The following is a 23,224-nucleotide window of genomic DNA, read 5'->3' as shown; positions in this document are numbered from 1 at the left end:
ATGAATAATAACAAGAATAAAGACTCATTCTTAAAAGGCGCCTTTATACTTGGAGCGGCAGGTATAATCGTTAAAATAATAGGTGCATTTTTCAGAATTCCTCTTGGAAACTTAATAGAGGAAGAAGGTATGGGATATTATCAAGCAGCGTATCCTGTGTATACTTTATTTTTAACATTAGCAACAGCGGGTTTTCCAACTGCACTTGCTAAATTAGTTTCAGAAAAATCAGCAATTGGTGATTATAAAGGAGCGCATAAGATATTTAAGGTGTCATATACAATATTATTTATGACAGGACTTATAGCATTTGCTATATTTTTCTTTGGTGCGAATTACATAGTAAACAATATAATAAAAAATCCAGGTGCATATTATGCAATGATTGCAATTTCACCAGCGCTTTTATTTGTGCCTGTGATGTCTTCTTATAGAGGGTATTTTCAAGGTAGAAAAGAAATGACAAAAATAGCAGTTTCTCAAATCGCGGAGCAATTTTTCAGAGTTGCTTTAGGGTTAGGATTAGCATATTATCTAATGAATTCTAATGGTCCTGAATTAGGAGCTGCAGGTGCAATAACTGGGGCTACTATAGGAGCTATAGTTTCTATAATTTACTTAATTTTAGCTTACTTAAGAGAAGGAAAGCAACGTAAGGCTGAGATAAAAGCAAGTAAGCATTTCAAGGACGAATCTGTTTCTAGAATATTAAAGAAAATCTTAGTAGTTGCAATACCTATAACAATAGGTGCATCAGTTATGCCTTTAGTTAATATGGTAGATATTGTTATAGTTATAAGAAGACTTGCTGTAGCAGGGTTCACTGTTGATCAAGCAAACGCAATGTTTGGTCAATTAACTGGGTTTGCTATGGCAATAATAAACTTACCATCAGTAATAACTATTGCAATGAGTATGAGTTTAGTGCCAGCTATATCTGAATCATATGCAGTAGGCAACAAAGCAAAAGCTAAAAAAGATATAAAAAGTGCTATAAAAGTAACATCATTAATGGTACTTCCAGCAGCATTTGGTATTGCAGCACTTGCATCACCTATAATGAGGCTTTTATATCCAAGTCAACCACCAATGGTGGGAACTTTACTTTTAGTTCTTACTCCTTGTGTAGTGTTCTTAGGATTAATGCAAACTATGAATGGTATACTTCAAGGTATGGGAAAACCAATGGTTCCAGTTATAGCATTAGGTGTAGGTATGTTATTTAAAATAGTTATAAGTTATACTTTAACAGCTATACCAGAAATAAATGTATTTGGTTCTGCATTAGGAACAGTATCGGCTTACTTAATAGCAGTTTTAATAGAATTATCTTATATAAAAAAATCAACACATATAAAATTCTCACCTAACGAGTTTGTTATAAAACCATTAATAACAGTTATAACTATGTTTGTTGTAGTTAAGCTAGGGTATGGATTACTAAGTGGAATAATCGGTGGTAAATTAGCAACTGTTATAGCAATTGCAATAGGTGCAGTTGTTTACGGATTAGTACTATTATTCATAGGTGGAATTAAAAAAGAAGAAGTATTAACTATGCCAAAAGGTAATAAGATTTATAAATTACTTAAAAAACTTAACCTTATGAGATAGAAAAAACAATAGAAATGCAAGCAAAGGGAATAATTATATGTAGAAAATTTCCTTTGTTTGTGTTATTAAATAAGTAAGAGGAGTTATGATATGGGAAAAATAAGTATTGTAGGACTTGGACCAGGAGATTATTCTCTAATAAGCCAAGGCGCATTAGAAGCTTTACAATCAAGTTCTAGAATTTTTCTAAGGACAGAAAAACATCCTACTGTGGACAAGCTTAAAGAAACTATAAAATATATTTCTCTAGACCATTTTTATGATAGCGAAGAAAATTTTGAAAATGTATACAGCAAAATTTCTAAGTTTATCGTAGAAGCATCTAAGGATGGAGATTTAGTATATGCAGTACCAGGCCATCCAAGGGTCGCAGAAAAGACTGTAAGCATAATAGAAAGACTAGCTAAGCAAAACAACATAGAAGTGGAAACAATAGCTTCTATGAGCTTTGTAGACGCGATGTTTAATTATTTAGCTATAGACCCAGCAAATGGGTTTAAATTACTAGATGCTTTTGAAATAGAAAATTCATATATAGACACAGATACTAACATGATAGTAACTCAAATATATGATCATTTTATAGCATCAAATATAAAGCTAAAATTAATGGAATATTATGATTATGATCAAGAAGTATGTATAGTAAATGGTGCAGGTGTTAAGAATCTAGAGAGTAAGAAGTATGTTCCATTACATGAACTAGATAGAAGTGAAAATTTATTTAGTTATTTAAGCAGTTTATATATACCAAAAAGTACTAAAAAGATGTATAATACAGTACATGAGCTAGAAAAAATAATGAGCATATTAAGAGGTCCATCTGGATGTGATTGGGATAAAAAACAAACACATGAATCGCTAAAAAAATACCTTATAGAAGAAAGCTATGAGCTTTGCCAAGCTATTGACAATGATGATGTAGATGAGATCATAGAAGAATTAGGAGATATTATACTACAAGTAATATTCCACTGTCAAATAGGGCAAGAAGAAGGATTTTTCGATTTAAAAGAAGTTATAAATGGAATATGTACAAAGCTTATACATAGACATCCTCATGTTTTTAATGGACAAGACTTAGATATGTCTAATTTTGAAAAGACTTGGGAAGAATTAAAGCAAGAGGAAAAAGGTGAAACTAGTATAACTGATGGATTAAAGAGGATACCAACGTATTTACCAGCACTTTTAAAGGCTGACAAGGTTCAACATAAAGCAGCACTTGTTGGATTTGATTGGGACAAGATAGAGGATGTATTTAAAAAAATTGAAGAAGAATATCAAGAATTACTTGACGAATGCAAAGCAGGAAATATAAAATACATAAAGGAAGAACTAGGAGATTTATTATTTTCTATAGTAAATTTAGCTAGATTTTTAAATATAAACCCAGAAGAAGCCTTGAACTGTACAAACCAAAAATTCATAAATAGATTTGAATTTATGGAAAAAAGTGCAATGAATCTAAATAAAGATTTTGAAAAAATGACACTTGAGGAAAAGGACAAACTTTGGAATAAGGCTAAAGCCAACAAACTATAAAATAAATTTGTCAAAAATCTAGAATTTTTATTAAAATTAAATTCTATATTATAAAAACTTTAGGAGGTAGTATCGTGAACAAAGCTGAATTAGTATCAAAAATAGCTGAGAAAAGTGAATTAACAAAGAAGGAAGCAGAAGCTGCATTAAACGCTTTTATGAAATCTGTTGAAGAAGCATTAGTAGAAGGTGAAAAAGTTCAATTAGTTGGATTTGGAACATTCGAAACAAGAGAAAGAGCTGCTAGACAAGGTAGAAACCCAAGAAACCCAGAAGAAGTTATAGAAATACCAGCTTCTAAAGCTCCAGTATTCAAAGCTGGAAAAGGGCTTAAAGATATAATAAATGGATAATTAATTAGTGAAAAAAGTGTGGGATAATTACCACACTTTTTCTGTATAATGATATAATAGCAAAAGTTACAACTTAGGAGGATGAAATATGAGATTAGATAAATTTTTAAAAGTATCAAGAATAATAAAAAGAAGAACTGTAGCTAAAGATGCATGTGATAAAGGAATAGTTACTATAAACGGAAAAGTAGCTAAATCTTCATCAGAGGTTAATATAGGAGATTTATTAGAAATAAAATTCGGGGAAAAAATAATGAAATTTAAAATAAATGAAATAAGAGAGCATGTACTAAAAAATGATGCCAAAGAAATGTATGAGATAGTAGAATAAATTTAGTATTCCCGCAGTATATTTATAGTAGTATGAATTGAAATATTAACTGGGGGGATCTTATGGAACATAATATAACATTGAAAGAAAGAGAAAACTTAGTTATTTCGGGTGTAGAGCATATATATTCTTTTAATGACAAAAAGGTAGAAGTAAAAACTTCTGCAGGTGAAATGGTAATAGAAGGTGAGAACCTAGACATGAGCAAATTAAGCATAGATGAAAATATTATAAGTGTAACTGGAACAATAAATTCTATAGTATATGCTAAACCTAAACAGCCACAAGAAAATTTCTTTAAGAAAGTATTTAAGTAGATGATGCCATTTACTCAAGATGCAAGTTCTTTCTATGCAACTATTTATGGTGGAATAGTTATAGGTTTACTATTTGATATTTACAGGGCTCTAAAATCCAATTTTAAGTTTATGAAATACTTCTCAGTAGTATTTGATGCAATATTTTGGATTTTAGCTACCTTGGTAATATTTATAACAGTAAATACTGTAGAATCTTTTGAACTTAGATATTATCATTTTGTGGCATTATTTATTGGTTTTATCTTATATTACAACACCGTAAGTAAATTTATTTTATCAATAATAAATAAAATAATTTATTTAATAACAAGTTTTTTCATAAAAACTGTAAAATACATAGTCAGTATTTCAAACAATTTGTATTACATTATAATCTACTCAATTCACTTTTTATTTGATATGATATTTTATATACCTAATATGATTTTAGCAACTAAGAGTGCTGTAAAAAGAAAATCTAAAAGTAAAATAAAAAGAAAAAGGGTGTAGATTAGATATGAACATAAGAAAAAAATTTTCTGGTCAGTTTGCGGTTATGTCTGTATTTGTACTTTGTATCTGTGTAAGTTTAATAACGGGGTTTATATTTCAACTTACAAAGTTAAAAGAGTATAAAGGTGAGATAGCAAGCTTAAACAAACAAATAAGTGAGACTAAAGAAGAAATAAAAAATCTTAAAAAAGTAGATAATACTCAAGACTTAGAAACCGTTGCAAGAGAAAGATTAAATATGGTTAAGCCAGATGAAACTATATATATTGACATGGGAAGAAGGTAACTTAGTTGCCTTCTTTTTACATAATTAAGTATTCTAACTAAACAAAAGATAAGGAGAGAAGTAATGAAAGTAGGAGCTGTAGATATAGGTACTAATTCAATGAGATTATTAATAGCAGATTATATAGATGGTAAAATAATAAATAGAGAAAAGTTTGTTAATACAACTAGAATTGGGCAAGGTGTAGATGAAAATGGATATATAGGAGAAGATGCTATACAAAGAAATATAGATGCTTTAAAAGAATTTGCACTTACTTGCAAAGAACAAGAATGTGAGTATATATATTGTATGGGAACATCTGCGCTTAGAGATAGTAAAAATGGAGATTATTTTGTAGACTTAGCTAAAGAAAAGACGGGGATAGATGTTGAGATAGTAAGTGGTAGTAAAGAGTCCAATCTAGGCTTTAAAGGGGTATTAGAGGGATTAGAAGATAAAAAAGATATATTAGTTATAGATATAGGTGGAGGATCCACAGAATTTATTATAGGAGATAGAGATGGAATAAAGTTTGCAAAAAGTGAAAATGTAGGTGCTCTTAGAATTACAGAAAAGTTTTTAAAAAAAGATCCTATATGTGAGGTAGAATTTGAAGATATGTCTAATTTTATATTGAATGAAATTAGAGATACCTTAAAATATATTAAAGAAAAGAAAATAGAAAAACTTGTGGGTATCGGTGGAACAATAACTTCTCTATCGGCGATGAACCAGAAATTAGAAGTATATTCTATGGAAAAGGTACATAATAGTAGTATAAGTAATGAGGATATAAAAACAATTCTACAAAATTTAAAGAAAATGACATTAAATGATAAAAAAACATTAAAAGGCTTACAACCTAAAAGAGCGGATATTATAACAGCTGGTGTAAAAATATTAAATATAATAATGGAAAACCTAGAAATAGAAAATATAACAGTAAGTGAATACGATAATTTGGAAGGCTTAATATGTCAAAAGTTACAAAAAATGTCTTAATATTTTAGGACAAGCAAAACCGAATATGACAAAAAAAAATCCCCCTCTTTGCTACAATTTCTTTATAAGCAAATGAGGGGGAGATTTTTTATGGAGAAAACTGTAGCGAGTGTAAAAAATAAAAACTTAGATTTAAAGAACATAAAGATAAAAAGATATATTGATGCAAATACAATTTTATTTGTTATAATGGGATTTCTATTAAGTAGATCTATATTAATAGGGTCAATAGCTCCATTGGGAGTGGCATTTTTCTTATATATATCAAAAACGGAAAGATATAAGCTACCAGTATTTATATCTGTGTTAGCAGGGACATTTTTATCGGCTAATAGTATGTCCTACAATCTTAAATATACAGTATGCCTATTTATACTTTTGATTATTAGCAAGAAGCTAAAAGGTGTAACCTCTATATTAAAGTTAGCATTTATAGGTAGTGCAATAATTATACCTATATCTATAGGACAAGCATTTTTATCTGATACTTATATGTACGATATATTTTTAGCTTTTATTGAAAGTGTAATTACTTTTATAGCTACGTATATATTTTCATTTGGAATAGGATTATTAACTAATTCAAATAATAGGATATCAGTTAAGGTTGAAGAAGCTATATCTATAAGTTTAATAATGACTTTTAGCATAATTGGAATAGGCGATATATCATTATTAGGTGTTTCTTTTAGAACTGTTTTAGCGACTGTATTAATTTTAGTGTCTGCAATTTTAGGAGGCTCGCCTATGGGTTCAGCTTCTGGAGTAATAGTTGGAATAGCATTTATAATAAATAATGTAGGTTCAGTTATATACATGGGAATCTACTCTTTTGCGGGGCTTGTAGGTGGAGCTTTTAGTAAATTAAATAAATATTTTTGTATATTAGGATATATATTAAGCTGGATAATAATTTATGCATATACCTCTGGAATTACTTCGAATTTAACACAGATTAGAGATATGCTAATAGCTTGTTTAATTGTAGTTTTATTACCACAGAAGTTTTTTGCTAAAATTGAGAAGCTTGTAAGAACAAATATAACCTCAAATGAAGTAATATATGATTATATAATGAGAAGTAAAAATTTAACTAACAATAGACTTATAAATATGTATAAGGCATATGATGAACTTGCTTATACATTTGATAAGATAAGAGAAAAAGAAAAGGTAATAGACCAAAGAGATATTGCAACTGTTGTTGATATGATACATAACGATGAGTGTAGAAATTGTGGAATGAAAAGACGTTGTTGGGAAATGAAATTTAACCATACTTATAGCTTAATGTATGAAATTTTAGAAAAGCTAGAGGAAAATGGAGAAATAACTATAGATGATGCATCGGATGAATTTATTAAAGAATGTATAAAGCCAGAAGCGATAATAAAGGTATCAAATTACTATTACAAAATGTTTGCAATAGATTATAATTGGAATCTGAAGTTTTCGGAAAGTAGAAAGCTAATATCTAATCAAATTAGAAGTATATCTAAATCTATTGAATCATTATCAAATGATTTAGAAAGTAGCATAATTTTAGATATAGAAAAAGAAAAGAGCATACATGATCATTTAGAAAGAAATAACATACAGGTTGATAGAGTAAGTTATATAAGTAAGGGTGAAGATGATTTTGAAATAACTATAGAAAAAACCACTTGTAGTAGTGGTTGTATGTGTGAAAAAAGTCTTATAGAAGTAGTTTCAGATTTTGTTGAAGAAAGTTTATCAGCACAAAAGATAGGATGCCATTCTCTAGGTGAAAGGTGTAAAATAATCCTAACTAAATCACAAAACTATAAAGCTATTACGGAAGTATCTTCTATGTCCAAAGATGGTCATATATTATGTGGAGACAACTATACATATATGGATATAAATGATGGTAAGTATATGATAGCAATAAGTGATGGTATGGGAAAAGGAAAAAAGGCATATGAAGAGTCTGCTATTACTATTGATATATTAGAGAAAATGATGGATGCAAAGATTGAAGATGAAATAATTATAAATACTATAAATAACATGTTATTATTAAAATCTTCAGATGAGATGTTTTCAACTTTAGATTTAGGTATCATGGATTTAAAAAAAGGGTCTTTAGAAACTATAAAGATGGGAGCTTGCTCTACGTATATAAAAAGGGAGAATGAAGATATAGATTTAGTATCATCATCATCTCTTCCGGTAGGAATATTATCAGATATAAAGTTAGATAGAAAAGCTGTTAAGGTGAAGGATGGAGATTATATAATAATGGTTTCTGATGGAATACTTGATGCAGGTAAGAATAAGAACTTAGGCGATAATTGGCTAATTTATTTTATACAAAAGATAGATACTACAAATCCTAAGGAAATAGCAAATCTAATATTAGATAGAGCTATAGAAATACAAGATGGAAATGTTGAAGATGATATGACTGTTTTAGTTACAAAAGTGTGTGCAAGTTAATTATAAATAATATATCAACAAGGTATGGATAAAATGTTAATGAATTGTGGATAAAATTAAATATAGCTAAGAATGTTGGAATTTCAAAGTTCGACAAAATACTACAAATACATTTTTATTTGGATATTTTTGAAAACACCTTAATTAATAGCATTTATTAACAAAAATACGTGGATAAGTTATAAAATATGTTGATAACTGCAAAAAAAGTGTTAATAAACTGTTAGAAATTAGAAAAAGTTAAAAAATAAAGACATTTATATATACTGAAAAAACTAATTTTTTGTCGTAAATCTACCTGTGAATATGTGTATAAATATGTGGATAAGTATTTAATTGATAAAAAATTTCTAATGGTAATAGTTGAATAATATGGACTCAAAAAGCCATCCTAATAGATAAGTAGATTTTATTGAAAGGATGGCTTTTTATGGGTAAAAAACTGTGTAAAGTAATAATACCTTTATGTATATCTATTTTTTGTACTATACCAATGAGCACAAAAACTGATGCACAATGTATTAGCAAAATTAATTATATTACTCGTTTTATGAATAATAACGAAGAAAAAGAAGAACAAGAAAGTAAAAAAGAACAACAAAAACCAAGTATTGATTACACTAAAACTTGTTGGAACTTACAATCATTATATAAAAGTGATGATGAGTGGAAAAAAGAACTTAAATCATTTAGTAAAGATACTAAAGAGCTTAAAAACTATATAGGAAAAGTTACAAAATCGAAAACTCATCTATCTTTTGCTTTAGGTATTAAAGAAAAGCTAGATGTAAGAGTGAATAAACTATCTGCATATGTTAAATTAAAACAAGATACAAATAAAAATTCTTATAAGTATTTAGATTTAAATGATAGCATGGGGAAAGTTTATAAAGAGTATATGGGAATATGTTCAGATTTAGAGTTAGAGATATTAAAATTATCAGATAAAGAATATGAAAAAATAATATCAGATAAGAAGATAAGCAAAAATTATGGCATGTACCTAGGAGATATTAGGAGATGTAAAAAGTATTATTTAGATGAAAAGAGTGAAGATATACTTGCAAATACTTCATCAATGTCTTCTCTCCCAGGACGTCTTTATGATTTATTTAAGAATATGGATAAAAAGACTAATTTAACTCCAGCTGAGTACGCTTCAGCTATGGGAAGTAGTGACAGAGAAGATAGAAAAAAAGCATATCAAAGTGAATTTTTAGCTTATGATGACAATATAAATGTTTTATCAGGCTTACTAATAGGCCAAGTTAAAAAGAATGTATTCTACGCAAGTGAAAGAGGATATGATTCATCTTTAGATATGTATTTAAAGTCAGATGATATAAACACAAAAGTATATGATAAATTAATAGAAACAGTAAGTAAAAACACAGATAGCCTTCATAAGTATGTTAGCCTTAGAAAAAAAGTTTTAAATTTAGATAAGGTATACTATTATGATATGTTTGTTCCTATGTTAGAGCCTATTGATAAAAATATTACCTATGATAAAGGCCAAGGAATAGTATATTCAGCCTTAGCTCCACTTGGAGAAGAATATGGAGATATACTTTATAAAGCATTTAATGAAAGATGGGTAGATGTATATTCTAATGAAAATAAGGTAAGTGGTGCATACTGCTTATCAGTTTACGGAAATCATCCCTATGTATTATTAAATTATAACAATAGTTTAGGTTCAGTATCTACATTAGCCCATGAATTAGGTCACGCGGCATATGAATATATAAGTTCTAAAAATCAAAGTTACTTTAACTCAGATCCATCAATATTTACTCATGAAGTGGCATCTACAACTAATGAGGCATTGTTATATGAGACTCTTATAAAAAATTCTAGTAATGATAAAGAAAAAGCATATTATATAACTCAATATCTAGATTTAATAAAAGATACTTTATATATCCAAACTATGTATGCTGAGTTTGAAAAAAGTATACATGAAATGGTTGAAAAAGGAGAAAGTGTAAACGCCTTAGTATTAGATGACACTTGGGGATCACTTTTACAAAAATATTATGGGAAAGATTATGAGTTAGATCAATTGGCAAAAGTAGGTTGGTCTAGAATACCACATTTTTATAATAGTTTTTATGTATATAAATATGCTACAGGATGTAGTGCAGGAGTTAGTTTTGCACAAGATATATTAACTAATGGACCGGATAATTATATGAATTTCCTTAAACAAGGAGGATCAGATTACCCTATAAATTTACTAAAAAATTCAGGTATCAATTTAACTAGTACTAAACCGATAGAAGGTACTATTAAAAAATTTGATGACTTAGTCAAAGAACTTGAAAAACTAGTGTCAAAATAATTTACATGACAAGTTTAATATATTAGTGTTAAAATATATATCAAAAGTCCTATTTTTAGGGCTTTTTATATATTAAAATAATAGACTCAATTTATTTAGTGGAGGTAATAATTTTATGCAAAGAACGGTTAAGAAGGCTGTAATACCAGCTGCAGGTTTAGGTACTAGATTTTTACCAGCAACAAAAGCACAACCAAAAGAAATGTTACCAATAGTTGATAAACCAACATTACAATATATAATAGAAGAAGCAGTTGCTTCAGGGATAGAAGAGATACTTATAATAACTGGTAGAAATAAAAAATCAATAGAAGATCACTTTGATAAATCTGTAGAATTAGAATTAGAGCTTGAGCAAAAAGGAAAAAAGAATTATTAGATATAGTTCAAGGTATATCTAATATGATAAATATACACTATATAAGACAAAAAGAACCTAAAGGTTTGGGAGATGCAATATACTGCGCAAGACACTTTATAGGAGATGAACCATTTGCTGTAATGCTTGGAGATGATATTGTTGACAATGAAGTTCCTTGCTTAAAGCAACTTATAGATGCTTATGAAGAATATAGAACTACTATACTAGGTGTACAAAAAGTTGATGCAAAAGATACGGACAAGTATGGAATAATAGCAGCAAAGCATATAGAAGATAAAGTTTATAAGGTTAAAGATCTAGTAGAAAAGCCAGAGCCAGGAAAAGCTCCATCTAATATAGCTATACTAGGTAGATACATAATAACTCCTGAGATATTTGAAATATTAGAAGATTTGCCATCTGGAAAGGGTGGAGAAGTCCAACTTACAGATGCCTTAAAAGAACTATCTAGAAAAGAGGCTATGTATGCTTATAACTTTGATGGTAGAAGATATGATGTAGGAGATAAGTTAGGATTTTTAGAAGCTACTGTAGATTTTGCTCTTAAAAGACCAGAACTTAGAGACGGATTTATAGAATATCTAAAAAAAATTAACGATAGGTTTGATAATCAAAAAATAGATAACACTGGGGGAAAGATAAATGGCAAATGTGAAACAAAAAAAGAGAAATAAAGCTATAGCTATATTTATTGTAGCAATTCTTGTAGTATCAAGTATGACGGCACTTTTAAGCGTACTTACATCAATGATGTAGTAAAAAACTGGTCTTTATTTTAAAGATCAGTTTTTTTATTTGATGTATAAATTAGAGTTATTAACAATACTATATTGAAAATACGAACTAATATATCATACTAATTACTTAAAGTGCACATATATGTTTACTAATTAACAAATATAATATATAATTTTCATTAATAAGACTAACTAAGGAGATGAATATATTATTATGGATAGAAATTTAGCATTAGAACTTGTTAGGGTAACGGAAGCAGCGGCATTAGTATCATCGCAATTTATGGGAAAAGGCGATAAAAATGGTGCTGATGGTGCAGCAGTAGAAGCAATGAGAAAAGCTTTTGAATCGGTTAAAATCAATGGAGAAGTTGTTATAGGAGAAGGGGAATTAGATGAAGCTCCTATGTTATATATCGGTGAAAAAGTAGGTATGCAAAATGAAGATAGTATGGAAGTTGACATAGCAGTAGATCCTTTAGATGGAACTACTTTAATAGCGAAAGGTCTTCCAAATGCTATATCAGTAATAGCTATGGGATCTAAAGGGAGTTTATTAAATGCACCAGATACATACATGAAAAAGATTGTAGTAGGTCCAAATGCTAAGGGAGCAATAGATCTAACTAAGAGTCCAGAAGAAAATATTATATCTGTGGCAAAAGCTTTAGGTAAAAAAACAACACAAATGACTATAACAGTTCAAGATAGAGAAAGACATAATGATATAGTTGAAGCTGCTAGGAAATTAGGATCTAGGATCCAAATGTTTGGGGATGGAGATGTGGCAACAGGAATAGCTACTTGTTTCGAAGAAACAGGGATAGATATGATGATGGGTATTGGTGGAGGCCCAGAAGGAGTAATATTAGCTGCAGCTATAAAATGCATGGGTGGAGATATGCAAGGTCAGATATATCCATTAAGTGAGCAAGAAAGAGTAAGATGCCATGAAATGGGTTACTCTGATGAAGATCTTGAAAAAGTTTTAGATATAGATGATTTAGCTAAAGGAGATAATTTATTCTTTGCGGCAACAGGAATTACAGAGGGGGATTTACTAGAAGGAGTAAAACATGTAGGTGGCAATAAAGCTAAGACACAATCTGTAGTAATGAGAGCTAAAACAGGTACAATAAGATTTGTTGATGCAATTCATAGTTTAGATAAAAATGATATATTAGTTGAATTAATGAAAAAATATAATATGGAATAAATTTAAAACTTATAAAATACTAATTAAAATAGACAACATATTTATCGTGTTGTCTATTTTATATGTTAAATGCACATAAATTTTTATAAAAATTAAGTTTAAAATTAAGAAAAGTGTTCAATATATACAAGTAGATGAAAATTAACTTTATTCTTACAATTAGTTTTAATTTTTATTTGTTGACCTTAGTATATGAGTGATGATATTATTAAAATTAATTGTTAAGTAAAACTTTTCTTTTTCACACCTTTAATTTCCAAAAATAATATATGAAAATTATATAATTATATAAATGAAAAATAGATGAGGAGGATTTTTTTGAGTTTAGAGAATATAACACTAGATGAATTAGGCAGTAAGACTTTGCCTCAATTGAAAGAAATAGCTAAGGAATTAGGTATAAAATCAATTAGTAAGTATAAGAAAAATGAATTAATTGAGTTAATAAACGAAAATAATAAAAACAATGCTAAAGAAGAAAAAAAATAGATAAAGAAGAGGGTGTAAAAACAAATAATGTTTTTACAAATGAATCGCAAGAGAATAATAAACAATCAGATAATAGACAAACTCAAAATAGAGCTTATGTAAAGCCTTATGAGAGAAAAGAATCGGATAATAAATATTCTAGAAATACAGAAAACAGATACCAAAGAAATGATAATAGACAACCTAATAACGAAAATAGAAGTCAAAGTATAGATAATAATAACCCAAGAAATAATAATAATAAAAATTATTACACTCCAAAAGTAGTAGATGAGTCTAAAATAGTAGATGAATTCAATACTTCTAAAGATGATGAGGTAATGGGAGTTCTTGAAATATTACCAGATGGATTTGGATTCTTAAGAGGTTCAAATTATTTATCTACAGAAAATGATGTATATGTATCACCATCTCAAATTAGAAGATTTAATATGAAAACTGGTGATAAAGTAAAGGGAATAACTAGACACCCTAAAACTGGTGAAAAATTTAGAGCACTTTTATATGTTCAAAAAATAAATGATGAAAATCCAGATACAGCAATAAAGAGAAGAGCGTTTGAACTGTTAACTCCTATATATCCAGAGGAAAGATTAACATTAGAAAGAAGCCAAAATGATATAGCAACAAGATTAATAGACTTAATATCTCCAATAGGTAAAGGGCAAAGAGGTTTAATAGTAGCCCCTCCTAAAGCAGGTAAGACGAGTCTTCTTAAAAATGTTGCAAATAGCATTGCTAAAAACCATCCTGACGTTGAATTAATAGTACTTTTAATAGATGAAAGACCTGAAGAGGTAACGGATATGAGAGAATCTATAAATGGAGATGTAATTTATTCTACATTTGACCAAGTATCAAGTCATCATGTTAAGGTTGCAGAAATGGTTTTAAATAGAGCTCAAAGATTAGTTGAACATGGAAAAGATGTAGTGATATTATTAGATAGTATTACAAGACTTGCAAGAGCTTACAATTTAACAATATCTCCAACTGGTAGAACTTTATCAGGAGGTTTAGATCCAGGAGCACTTCATGGACCTAAAAAATTCTTTGGAGCTGCTAGAAACATAAGAGGTGGTGGTTCACTTACGATACTTGCAACTGGATTAGTAGAGACAGGGTCTAGAATGGATGATGTAATCTTTGAAGAATTCAAAGGTACTGGTAACATGGAATTAAATTTAGATAGAAAATTAGCTGAAAAGAGAATATTCCCAGCAGTAGATATCTACAAATCTGGAACAAGAAGAGAAGACCTATTACTTACTGAAGAGGAAAAATCTGCATTATGGAGATTAAGAAGAGAAATGAGTAACAATTCTGTACTAGAAGTTACTGATAAAGTTATCGAACTTCTTAAGAGAACTAGAAATAATGATGAGTTTATAAAATCAATAAAAGCACTTTAATAGGAATTCAAAAACTCCTTGAACCAAGAAAAAACTTATGCTATAATGGTGTAGTTGATAATGCAAAACGAAAAATTAATATATTTAATTTATAAAAATAAGAGAAGAGGTGACTAAGAATGCAAAAAGATATACAACCAAAATACCAAGCTGTAGAAGTACGTTGTGCTTGTGGAAACACATTCCAAGCTGGTTCTGTTAAGGACGAGATAAAAATAGAAATATGTTCTGAGTGCCATCCTTTCTATACTGGAAAACAAAAGAATATAGAAGCAGGTGGAAGAATAGACAAGTTCAAGAAGAGATTCAAAATGGACTAGTTTTTATAAAAGTGGAGTTGGGCAGCCAACTCCTATTTTATTGAAATAATGATGATAAATCTTTAATCCTAGTGATTAAATTAAAATATAGATTATTGAAATTCAAGCTAATGAAAAAATAATTATTAAAGAATGGGGGTACTAAGTATGTATAGACCAGTCAATCATGGATATATAGAAGTTGTAATTGGACCTATGTACAGTGGTAAAAGTGAGGAACTTATAAGAAGAATAAAAAGAGCTAAAATAGCAAAGCAAAATATCGTTGTATTTAAACCTAAAATAGATGACAGATATAGTAAAGAAGATGTAGTTTCTCATAGTGGAGACAGTGTAAATGCAATACCGATTAGTAGTCCAAAGGAAATATATGACTTTATAGATAGCAAAACTCAAGTGGTTGGTATAGATGAAGTTCAATTCTTTGATGAAAAAATAGTGGACATAGCAGTAGATTTAGCTGATAAGGGAATAAGAGTAATAGCTGCAGGGTTAGATATGGATTTTAAAGGAGAGCCTTTTGGCCCAACTCCTGAACTTTTAGCTGTTTCAGAATTTGTTGATAAAATACAAGCTATATGCTCTGTATGTGGTCAGCCTGCAACAAGATCGCAAAGGTTAATCAATGGAGAACCAGCAAAATATGACGATCCTATAATACAAGTAGGAGCTGTAGAAAGCTATGAAGCTAGATGTAGAAAATGTCATATAGTATATAATGATGAAAAATAGACTTATTGCAATATATATGTCCCTTTAAAGTTTTACTTTAAAGGGTATTTTTGTATTATAATAAAATATAAGTAGCTTAAGTCTAAATTTAAGAGGTGAGTATATGAAGAAACAAGCTGTCGGGGGGCAAGCTCTAATAGAAGGTGTTATGATGCAGTCTAAAGATAAAAGGGCTGTTGCTGTTAGAAAGAGTGATGGAGAGATTATAATAAAGAAAAATAAAATAAAAAGTTGGATAAGTGAGAAGAATATAGATAAAATTCCTTTTATAAGAGGATCATTTGTATTAATTGAAACCATGATCGAAGGAATAAAGAGTTTAAACTTTTCTTCTGAATTCTTTTTAGAAGAAGGAGAGGAAGATTTCTTTGATAAACTTATAAAGAAGATATTTAAAGATAAAGCAAATGATATAATACTGTTATTTTCATTAGTGCTATCATTAATACTATCAATAGGTTTATTTATACTATTGCCAACTATGGTTGGAGGTATATTTTCTAAATTTGCAAGTAATGATTTATTGCTTAATTTAATCGAAGGTTTAATTAGAATAAGTATATTATTTGGATATATAATATTAATTTCAAAAAATAAAGATATTGAAAGAGTATTTCAATATCATGGAGCAGAGCATAAATCTATATATTGCTATGAAAATAACTTGGAACTTACAGTTGAAAATGCAAGGAAATTTGGAAGACTACATCCAAGATGTGGAACTAACTTTTTATTTATAGTTATGTTTATATCTATAATATTGTTTTCTTTCTTTGGTTGGCCAAATCCTATAATGAGAGTAGTTATGAGGATAATATGTATACCTATAGTGGCTGGAATATCTTATGAAATAATAAGATTTCTTGGGAAATATAATAATAAATTTACTAAGTTTGTCGCATATCCAGGTATGATGTTGCAAAATTTCACAACAAAAGAACCAGATGATGAACAATTAGAAGTAGCAATAGCTGCATTAAAAGCTGTAGTAGATGAAAAATAAAGGAGCAGATATGACAATAAGAGATGTAATTATTAAATACTCAGAAGCTCTAACTCAAATGAGTGATACTCCAAGGTTAGATGTAGAATTATTACTACAAAAATCTCTTGGAGATGTGGATCGAATTTATATACACGTGAATTTAAATAAAGAGTTAACGAAAGAGCAAGAAGAAATATTTTTAAAATTAATAAATGATAGATTAAGTGGAAGACCAGTAGCTTATATAATTGAAAATAGAGAATTTATGGGACTTGATTTTTATGTAAAAGAGGGTGTATTAATTCCTAGACCGGATACAGAACCATTAGTAGAAGAATTAATAGAACTTTGCAAAGATAAAAATAACGTCAATATATTAGATATAGGTACTGGTTCAGGTGCTATAACTATAAGTTTAGCTAAATATTTAGAAAATGCTAGCTTAACTTCATTTGATATATCAGATATTCCTTTAGAAGTAGGAAAGAAAAATGCTATAAATAATAATGTAGAGCATAAAATAAATTTTGTAAAATCAGATTTATTTAGCGCTATAAAAGATGAAAATGTTAAATTTGATGTTATAGTTTCTAATCCTCCTTACATAAGAAGAGACGATATGAAGACTTTACATACTCAAGTTAAAGATTATGAACCATATAATGCTTTAGAAGGTGGAGTTGATGGTCTTAATTTTTATAGAGATATAACAAAAGGGTCTCATGAATTTTTAAAGCAAAATGGAATACTAGCTTATGAGGTTGGACATGATCAAGCTGAAGATGTTTGTGAGATTATGAAGAATAATGGATATACTAAAATATACACAAAGAAGGATATACAAGGCATTGATAGAGTTGTTATAGGCTTTAAACTATGATATAATGAACAATTGATATGTTACAATTAAAGAGGTGAAAGTATGCTAAAAAAACTAGAAGTACTAGAAGATAAATATAAAGAGTTAAATGAAAAGATAAGTGATCCAGAAATAATAAACGATCAAAAGACTTGGCAAAAACTAATGAAAGAACATTCTGATTTAGAGCCAATCGTAATGAAGTACAAAGAGTATACAGATGTATTAAATGCTATAAAAGAATCAAAAGAAATATTACAAGAAGAATCAGATGAAGAATTAAGAGAATTAGCTAAAATGGAACTATCTGAAATGGAAGGCCAAGTAGAACCATTAGAAGCTGAACTTAAAATACTGCTATTACCTAAGGACCCTAACGATGATAAAAACGTTATAGTTGAGGTTAGAGGTGGAGCTGGTGGAGATGAAGCGGCTCTATTTGCAGGAGACTTATTTAGAATGTATTCTAGATATGCTGAAAGAAGAAGATGGAAGATAGAACTATTAAGTGCAAGTGATACTGGTGTGGGTGGATACAAAGAGGTATCTTTCTTAATAAAAGGTAAAGGTGCTTATTCAAGACTTAAATATGAATCTGGGGTTCATAGAGTTCAAAGAATACCTTCAACTGAATCAGGAGGAAGAATACATACATCAACTGCAACAGTTGCGGTGCTTCCAGAAGTTGAAGTAGTAGAAGTAAATATAAACCCAAATGATTTAAGAATAGACGTATTCCGTTCTTCAGGAAATGGTGGACAAAGTGTTAATACTACTGACTCTGCAGTAAGGGTAACACACATACCTACAGGAGAAGTTGTATCTTGCCAAGATGGTAAGTCACAATTAAAAAATAAGGAACAAGCTCTTAAGATACTAGTAGCTAGACTTAATGACAAAGCTATAGCTGAACAAAATAAAGATATAGCAGCAGAAAGAAAGAGTCAAGTTGGTACGGGAGATAGATCTGAAAGAATAAGAACTTACAACTTCCCTCAAGGAAGAGTAAGTGATCATAGAATAAACTTAACATTATACAAGTTAGATTCATTCCTAGATGGAGATATCGATGAAATGATAGATGCTTTAATAACTGTTGACCAAACAGAAAAAATGTTAGCAATATAAATCCCTATTAATTTAGGGATTTTTCTATAGTAATTTAAGGATTAAACTTAAACTTATTTATACATGATTGATATAAACCAAATGTATTTTTAAGTTATCTTATACCTTTAGCAAGTATATAATATTTATATATACTTGTAAGGAGGGGAAATATGATACTTAAAATAACTATAATAGGACTTTTAGCAGGAGTTATAGGAACTGGATTTGGAGGAGTTATATCTGCTATTTTTAAGAGGAATGTTGACAAGTATTTAGACTTTTTTATGGGACTATCTGGGGGAATAATGTTAGCGGTAGTTACATTTGATTTGATGAGTGAATCGATGGATCAAATGGGAGTACTTTATACTGTAATATTTACCTTTGTTGGGGTACTTTTAACTATGTATATAAAAACTAGGCTAGATGTATCAAAAGATATGAAGTCTGGATATCTTATATTTATAAGTATAATGCTTCATAACTTGCCAGAAGGTTTAGCTATAGGGTCTTCATTTATGTCTGCACAATCTTTAGGAGTGACTTTAGCTATAGTTATAGGCCTTCATAATATACCAGAAGGATTGGCAATGGCTTTGGGATTAGTAGGATCAAAAATGAAGATTTCAAAAATAATATTATTTACAGTAATAGCAGGAATACCTATGGGTATAGGAAGTTTTTTAGGTGCATACTTTGGAGGTATTTTTAGTTCTCTAATAGGTGTATTTCTTGCTACTGCAGCAGGGACAATGATGTATGTTGTACTAGAAGAGATATTTCCTAAATCAAGAAGTCTATATTGTATAATAGGTTTTTTAGTAGGAACAGTTATTGTAAATTGCATCTAAAACTAAAAATGAAGGTGGTACACAGAAGATGAAAACTATAATAAGCGAAATTGATATAAATAATATAGATTCAGAAAAATTAAAAAAGCAAGCTAAGTTATTAAAAGAAGGATACACAGTTATATTTCCAACAGAAACAGTGTATGGATTAGGCGCAAATGCATTAGATGAAAGTGCAGTTAAAAAGATATATGAAGCAAAAGGTAGACCTAGCGACAATCCACTTATAGTACATATATATGATAAGAATGAAGTTTATGATCTAGCTAAAAATATAAGTGAAAAAGCTGAAATTATAATGGATAAGTTTTGGCCAGGACCTATAACAATAATTTTAGATAAAAAGGATATAATTCCTAACACTACAAGTGGTGGGTTAGATACTGTAGCTATTAGAATGCCATCTCATAAAATAGCTAGAGAAATAATAAGAGAAGCAGGTGTACCTATAGCAGCACCTTCTGCAAATATATCAGGTAGACCATCTCCAACTAAAGCTAATCATGTTTATGAAGAAATGAATGGCAGAGTTAGTGGGATAGTATTAGGTGGAGACAGCAATTTTGGGCTAGAATCTACAGTATTAGATTTAACATCAGATATACCGATGATTTTAAGACCGGGTAGTATAACAAAAGAAGATTTGGAAAAAGTAATTAATGAAGTTGCTATAGACCCATCTTTATCTAAGAAAGAAGATAATAAAAAAGCTAAGGCACCTGGAATGAAATATACACATTATGCGCCAAATGCTGATGTATATATTGTATCTGGGAATGATAATAAAGTAATAGATAGAATTAATAACATGATAGATGAAAACTCTAAAAATAATATTAAAACGGGAGTAATGTGTCTAAGTAAGAATGAAAAGCAATATAATGGAGAAGTTATTGCTTTAGGTGACTCGTTAGAGGCAGTTGGTAGTAATCTATTTGATGTATTGAGAGAAATGGATAAAAGAAATGTGGATGTAATATATTCAGAAGCATTTCCAACTGAAGGTGTTGGACAGGCTATTATGAATAGATTGTTAAAATCAGCAGGATATAAAGTTATAGAAGCATAGAATAAAACATTTTCACAAATTTAGCTTATACTATTCCTAAAGTTACAAAAATAGTGTATAATATTGATAATTTGAGTATTTATATGATATACGAAAAATTTACTAAAATATAATTTGGAGGAAATATACATATGATCATAGGCTTAGGAAGTGACCACGGAGGATATAATTTAAAAACAGAAATAGTAAAATATTTAGAGGAAAAAGGAATTAAATGTGTAGATTTCGGACCAAATAATTCTTTAGAATCAGTTGATTATCCTATATATGGAGAAACAGTTGCTAATGCAGTTAAAAACGGCGAAGTAGATTATGGAATAGTATGTTGTGGAACAGGTATAGGTATATCTTTAGCAGCTAATAAGATTCCAGGAATAAGATGCGCAGTCGTATCAGATGTATTTTCTGCAAAAATGTCAAAAGCTCACAATAATGTTAATATGCTATCTCTAGGTGAAAGAGTTTTAGGTAGAGGTTTAGCTTTAGAAATAGTTGAAGCTTGGATAAATACAGAATTTGAAGGCGATAGACACTCTAGAAGAGTTGATATGATAAAAGAAATAGAAAAGAAGTACAGTAAGTAGGAGGAAAAGAATATGAATAAGGTAGTAGTAACAGACCATCCATTAATACAACATAAGTTAACATTTATGAGAGACAAAAACACTGGGTCTAAAGATTTCAGAGAACTTTTAACAGAGATAACAATGTTAATGGGATATGAAATAACAAGAGATTTACAATTAGAAGATGTAGAAATAGAAACTCCAGTAGTGAAGGCAACTTCTAAAGTTATAGCTGGGAAAAAATTAGGTATAGTGCCTATATTAAGAGCTGGACTTGGAATGGTAGATGGATTAGTTAGTTTAATACCGGCTGCTAAAGTTGGTCATGTAGGATTATACAGAGATCCAGAAACTTTACAACCAGTAGAATACTACTGTAAACTTCCGCAAGATATAGAAGAGAGAGAAATGATAGTAGTAGATCCAATGCTTGCAACAGGTGGATCAGCTGTAGCAGCTATCGATGTACTTAAGAAAAAAGGAGCTAATTCTATAAGATTAGTTAACTTAGTTGCAGCTCCAGAAGGAATAGCCGAAGTTCAAAAATATCATCCAGATGTAGATATATATGTAGCATCTATAGATGAAAAATTAAATGACCACGGATATATAGTGCCTGGATTAGGTGATGCAGGAGATAGATTATTCGGAACAAAATAATTAATAAAATATTGGGAATCTATATTATATATAGGTTCCTTTTGTTATATATTAAATAATTTTAATTAAATTTAATAAAAAATTAAAAAATAAAATTGTATACAGAATATAAAAAGCAAACTATAATTTTCCAAAAAAAGTTAATATATTTATGGATAATTACGTATATTAGGCGTATAATAAAGATAAAAATATGTATAAGTTAATATATAATATACAAAAATTATAAATTAGTTTATATATTAGCACGAATTTTATAAAAATTTATATGAAAAAAGTCAAAAAATAAAATAATGAAAAAAAATTACACGAAAAAAGTCAATAAAAATCAAATTTAATCAATTTGATAAAAAACATTTGAAAAACACATAAAAAGTGGTAAAATTATATTAGAGTTTTTTGGGTATGAAATATAATTTACTAAAAAATTAAGCATAAAAATTTTATAAAATAAATAATCTTATGATAGTGAGAGGTACTATTTATGAGTAAAAGAAATCCATATTTTGAAATAGCGACGATGCTTTCTTTATTAACTCAGGTTGGATTAATGATAATAATACCTATATTTGGATGTATGTTTATAGGTAAATTTATCGATTCCAAATTGAATACAAGTCCGATATTTTTATTAATATTTATATTATTAGGAATAGGTGGAGCATTCATGTCTGTTTATAAGACTTTAGCTGTCTATGCAAAAAGGAAGTGATATCATGGATATAAAGATGCGAAATGAGATAAAATACATAACAAAAGGAGTTATAGTATTTGACATTATTATAATAGCAATATTACTAATTACATCAAACTTTACTAAAGCTATGCTGTTAGGAATTGTATTTGGAACAATCATAGCAGTATTAAACTTTAGATTGTTAGCACTATCTATAGACAAAGCAGTAACTATGTCTGCTTCAAAAGCTCAAATACATATGTCAAGTCGATATGTAGTGAGAATGACTATAATAGGTATAGTTTTATTAGTTTCTGCGCAGGCCCCGTATTTGAATATATTAGGGGTGGCACTAGGGTTACTTAGCCCTAAATTTGTTATATTATCAAGAAGAATACTAATAGACAAGCTAAAAAGAAAGGAGGAATAAG

The 23,224-nt window shown here is 29.0% G+C and carries 22 protein-coding genes and 2 pseudogenes; all 24 read left to right on the top strand.

Annotation, left to right across the window (positions count from 1 at the left end; genetic code table 11):
• Nucleotides 1-1,614, top strand: a complete 1,614-nt coding sequence (locus tag JWF52_RS06010) for a putative polysaccharide biosynthesis protein (protein ID WP_208332499.1) — start codon at nucleotides 1-3, stop codon at nucleotides 1,612-1,614.
• A gap of 90 nt (nucleotides 1,615-1,704) precedes the next feature.
• The gene (gene yabN / locus JWF52_RS06005; RefSeq protein WP_208332497.1) at nucleotides 1,705-3,159 is read left to right on the top strand and encodes a bifunctional methyltransferase/pyrophosphohydrolase YabN; all 1,455 of its coding nucleotides are present in this window, start codon (nucleotides 1,705-1,707) and stop codon (nucleotides 3,157-3,159) included.
• Between the two features lie 74 nt (nucleotides 3,160-3,233).
• A complete protein-coding gene (gene hbs / locus JWF52_RS06000; RefSeq protein ID WP_042278050.1) occupies nucleotides 3,234-3,512 on the top strand; it encodes a non-specific DNA-binding protein Hbs in 279 nt (92 codons plus the stop codon).
• An 88-nt stretch (nucleotides 3,513-3,600) separates the two neighbouring features.
• Nucleotides 3,601-3,843, top strand: coding sequence for an RNA-binding S4 domain-containing protein (locus tag JWF52_RS05995; RefSeq protein ID WP_208332495.1), 243 nt, complete (start codon nucleotides 3,601-3,603; stop codon nucleotides 3,841-3,843).
• A 62-nt stretch (nucleotides 3,844-3,905) separates the two neighbouring features.
• Nucleotides 3,906-4,160, top strand: a complete 255-nt coding sequence (gene yabP, locus JWF52_RS05990) for a sporulation protein YabP (protein ID WP_208332493.1) — start codon at nucleotides 3,906-3,908, stop codon at nucleotides 4,158-4,160.
• Entirely contained in the window at nucleotides 4,161-4,652 is a 492-nt protein-coding gene (gene yabQ / locus JWF52_RS05985) for a spore cortex biosynthesis protein YabQ (protein ID WP_208332491.1), read from the top strand.
• Between the two features lie 7 nt (nucleotides 4,653-4,659).
• On the top strand, nucleotides 4,660-4,941 hold the full coding sequence (locus JWF52_RS05980; RefSeq protein ID WP_208332489.1) for an FtsB family cell division protein: 282 nt from the start codon (nucleotides 4,660-4,662) through the stop codon (nucleotides 4,939-4,941).
• A gap of 63 nt (nucleotides 4,942-5,004) precedes the next feature.
• Nucleotides 5,005-5,925: a Ppx/GppA phosphatase family protein gene (locus tag JWF52_RS05975; RefSeq protein ID WP_208332487.1), complete on the top strand. Its 921-nt coding sequence runs from the start codon at nucleotides 5,005-5,007 to the stop codon at nucleotides 5,923-5,925.
• 90 nt (nucleotides 5,926-6,015) lie between these two features.
• Nucleotides 6,016-8,385: a stage II sporulation protein E gene (gene spoIIE, locus JWF52_RS05970; protein ID WP_208332485.1), complete on the top strand. Its 2,370-nt coding sequence runs from the start codon at nucleotides 6,016-6,018 to the stop codon at nucleotides 8,383-8,385.
• A 430-nt stretch (nucleotides 8,386-8,815) separates the two neighbouring features.
• A complete protein-coding gene (gene pepF / locus JWF52_RS05965) occupies nucleotides 8,816-10,729 on the top strand; it encodes an oligoendopeptidase F (RefSeq protein ID WP_208332483.1) in 1,914 nt (637 codons plus the stop codon).
• Nucleotides 10,730-10,844: 115 nt separating this feature from the next.
• A pseudogene (gene galU / locus JWF52_RS05960) lies at nucleotides 10,845-11,785 on the top strand (UTP--glucose-1-phosphate uridylyltransferase GalU).
• Nucleotides 11,786-12,059: 274 nt separating this feature from the next.
• Nucleotides 12,060-13,064: a class II fructose-bisphosphatase gene (glpX, locus tag JWF52_RS05955; RefSeq protein WP_353654882.1), complete on the top strand. Its 1,005-nt coding sequence runs from the start codon at nucleotides 12,060-12,062 to the stop codon at nucleotides 13,062-13,064.
• 303 nt (nucleotides 13,065-13,367) lie between these two features.
• Nucleotides 13,368-14,965: pseudogene (gene rho / locus JWF52_RS05950) on the top strand (transcription termination factor Rho).
• 119 nt (nucleotides 14,966-15,084) lie between these two features.
• Entirely contained in the window at nucleotides 15,085-15,285 is a 201-nt protein-coding gene (rpmE, locus tag JWF52_RS05945; protein ID WP_042278031.1) for a 50S ribosomal protein L31, read from the top strand.
• A gap of 147 nt (nucleotides 15,286-15,432) precedes the next feature.
• The gene (locus JWF52_RS05940; protein ID WP_208332479.1) at nucleotides 15,433-16,017 is read left to right on the top strand and encodes a thymidine kinase; all 585 of its coding nucleotides are present in this window, start codon (nucleotides 15,433-15,435) and stop codon (nucleotides 16,015-16,017) included.
• Between the two features lie 103 nt (nucleotides 16,018-16,120).
• On the top strand, nucleotides 16,121-17,020 hold the full coding sequence (locus JWF52_RS05935) for a DUF1385 domain-containing protein (protein ID WP_208332477.1): 900 nt from the start codon (nucleotides 16,121-16,123) through the stop codon (nucleotides 17,018-17,020).
• Nucleotides 17,010-17,882: a peptide chain release factor N(5)-glutamine methyltransferase gene (gene prmC / locus JWF52_RS05930; RefSeq protein ID WP_286184022.1), complete on the top strand. Its 873-nt coding sequence runs from the start codon at nucleotides 17,010-17,012 to the stop codon at nucleotides 17,880-17,882. Before JWF52_RS05935 ends, prmC begins: the two co-directional genes overlap by 11 nt.
• Before the next feature lie 42 nt (nucleotides 17,883-17,924).
• The gene (prfA, locus tag JWF52_RS05925; protein WP_208332476.1) at nucleotides 17,925-18,989 is read left to right on the top strand and encodes a peptide chain release factor 1; all 1,065 of its coding nucleotides are present in this window, start codon (nucleotides 17,925-17,927) and stop codon (nucleotides 18,987-18,989) included.
• A gap of 152 nt (nucleotides 18,990-19,141) precedes the next feature.
• Nucleotides 19,142-19,822: a ZIP family metal transporter gene (locus JWF52_RS05920; RefSeq protein ID WP_208332474.1), complete on the top strand. Its 681-nt coding sequence runs from the start codon at nucleotides 19,142-19,144 to the stop codon at nucleotides 19,820-19,822.
• A gap of 28 nt (nucleotides 19,823-19,850) precedes the next feature.
• Nucleotides 19,851-20,891 carry an L-threonylcarbamoyladenylate synthase gene (locus tag JWF52_RS05915; protein WP_208332472.1) on the top strand — a complete coding sequence of 347 codons (1,041 nt, stop codon included), beginning with the start codon at nucleotides 19,851-19,853 and terminating at the stop codon, nucleotides 20,889-20,891.
• 131 nt (nucleotides 20,892-21,022) lie between these two features.
• Nucleotides 21,023-21,475 (top strand): ribose 5-phosphate isomerase B, encoded by a 453-nt coding sequence (gene rpiB / locus JWF52_RS05910; protein WP_208332470.1) that lies wholly within the window; start codon nucleotides 21,023-21,025, stop codon nucleotides 21,473-21,475.
• Between the two features lie 12 nt (nucleotides 21,476-21,487).
• Nucleotides 21,488-22,117, top strand: coding sequence for a uracil phosphoribosyltransferase (gene upp, locus JWF52_RS05905; RefSeq protein WP_208332468.1), 630 nt, complete (start codon nucleotides 21,488-21,490; stop codon nucleotides 22,115-22,117).
• Between the two features lie 484 nt (nucleotides 22,118-22,601).
• Complete coding sequence (locus JWF52_RS05900) at nucleotides 22,602-22,829, top strand: AtpZ/AtpI family protein (RefSeq protein WP_208332467.1); 228 nt, start codon at nucleotides 22,602-22,604, stop codon at nucleotides 22,827-22,829.
• Nucleotides 22,830-22,833: 4 nt separating this feature from the next.
• Nucleotides 22,834-23,223 (top strand): ATP synthase subunit I, encoded by a 390-nt coding sequence (locus JWF52_RS05895; protein ID WP_208332465.1) that lies wholly within the window; start codon nucleotides 22,834-22,836, stop codon nucleotides 23,221-23,223.
• Nucleotide 23,224 lies beyond the last annotated feature (1 nt).

Origin of the sequence: Clostridium sp. CCUG 7971 (assembly GCF_017590215.1) — a bacterium.
Taxonomy (GTDB): domain Bacteria; phylum Bacillota; class Clostridia; order Peptostreptococcales; family Peptostreptococcaceae; genus Faecalimicrobium.
Note: the sequence above shows the minus strand (reverse complement) of the source record. Positions and strands in the feature narration are given on the sequence as shown.

What these genes read in the sequence shown, in the direction of transcription:
- JWF52_RS06010 (WP_208332499.1), top strand. Translation starts at nt 1, where the DNA reads ATGAATAATAACAAGAATAAAGACTCATTCTTAAAAGGCGCCTTTATA.
- yabN (WP_208332497.1), top strand. Translation starts at nt 1,705, where the DNA reads ATGGGAAAAATAAGTATTGTAGGACTTGGACCAGGAGATTATTCTCTA.
- JWF52_RS05995 (WP_208332495.1), top strand. Translation starts at nt 3,601, where the DNA reads ATGAGATTAGATAAATTTTTAAAAGTATCAAGAATAATAAAAAGAAGA.
- yabP (WP_208332493.1), top strand. Translation starts at nt 3,906, where the DNA reads ATGGAACATAATATAACATTGAAAGAAAGAGAAAACTTAGTTATTTCG.
- yabQ (WP_208332491.1), top strand. Translation starts at nt 4,161, where the DNA reads ATGATGCCATTTACTCAAGATGCAAGTTCTTTCTATGCAACTATTTAT.
- JWF52_RS05980 (WP_208332489.1), top strand. Translation starts at nt 4,660, where the DNA reads ATGAACATAAGAAAAAAATTTTCTGGTCAGTTTGCGGTTATGTCTGTA.
- JWF52_RS05975 (WP_208332487.1), top strand. Translation starts at nt 5,005, where the DNA reads ATGAAAGTAGGAGCTGTAGATATAGGTACTAATTCAATGAGATTATTA.
- spoIIE (WP_208332485.1), top strand. Translation starts at nt 6,016, where the DNA reads ATGGAGAAAACTGTAGCGAGTGTAAAAAATAAAAACTTAGATTTAAAG.
- pepF (WP_208332483.1), top strand. Translation starts at nt 8,816, where the DNA reads ATGGGTAAAAAACTGTGTAAAGTAATAATACCTTTATGTATATCTATT.
- rpmE (WP_042278031.1), top strand. Translation starts at nt 15,085, where the DNA reads ATGCAAAAAGATATACAACCAAAATACCAAGCTGTAGAAGTACGTTGT.
- JWF52_RS05940 (WP_208332479.1), top strand. Translation starts at nt 15,433, where the DNA reads ATGTATAGACCAGTCAATCATGGATATATAGAAGTTGTAATTGGACCT.
- JWF52_RS05935 (WP_208332477.1), top strand. Translation starts at nt 16,121, where the DNA reads ATGAAGAAACAAGCTGTCGGGGGGCAAGCTCTAATAGAAGGTGTTATG.
- prmC (WP_286184022.1), top strand. Translation starts at nt 17,010, where the DNA reads ATGAAAAATAAAGGAGCAGATATGACAATAAGAGATGTAATTATTAAA.
- prfA (WP_208332476.1), top strand. Translation starts at nt 17,925, where the DNA reads ATGCTAAAAAAACTAGAAGTACTAGAAGATAAATATAAAGAGTTAAAT.
- JWF52_RS05920 (WP_208332474.1), top strand. Translation starts at nt 19,142, where the DNA reads ATGATACTTAAAATAACTATAATAGGACTTTTAGCAGGAGTTATAGGA.
- JWF52_RS05915 (WP_208332472.1), top strand. Translation starts at nt 19,851, where the DNA reads ATGAAAACTATAATAAGCGAAATTGATATAAATAATATAGATTCAGAA.
- rpiB (WP_208332470.1), top strand. Translation starts at nt 21,023, where the DNA reads ATGATCATAGGCTTAGGAAGTGACCACGGAGGATATAATTTAAAAACA.
- upp (WP_208332468.1), top strand. Translation starts at nt 21,488, where the DNA reads ATGAATAAGGTAGTAGTAACAGACCATCCATTAATACAACATAAGTTA.
- JWF52_RS05900 (WP_208332467.1), top strand. Translation starts at nt 22,602, where the DNA reads ATGAGTAAAAGAAATCCATATTTTGAAATAGCGACGATGCTTTCTTTA.
- JWF52_RS05895 (WP_208332465.1), top strand. Translation starts at nt 22,834, where the DNA reads ATGGATATAAAGATGCGAAATGAGATAAAATACATAACAAAAGGAGTT.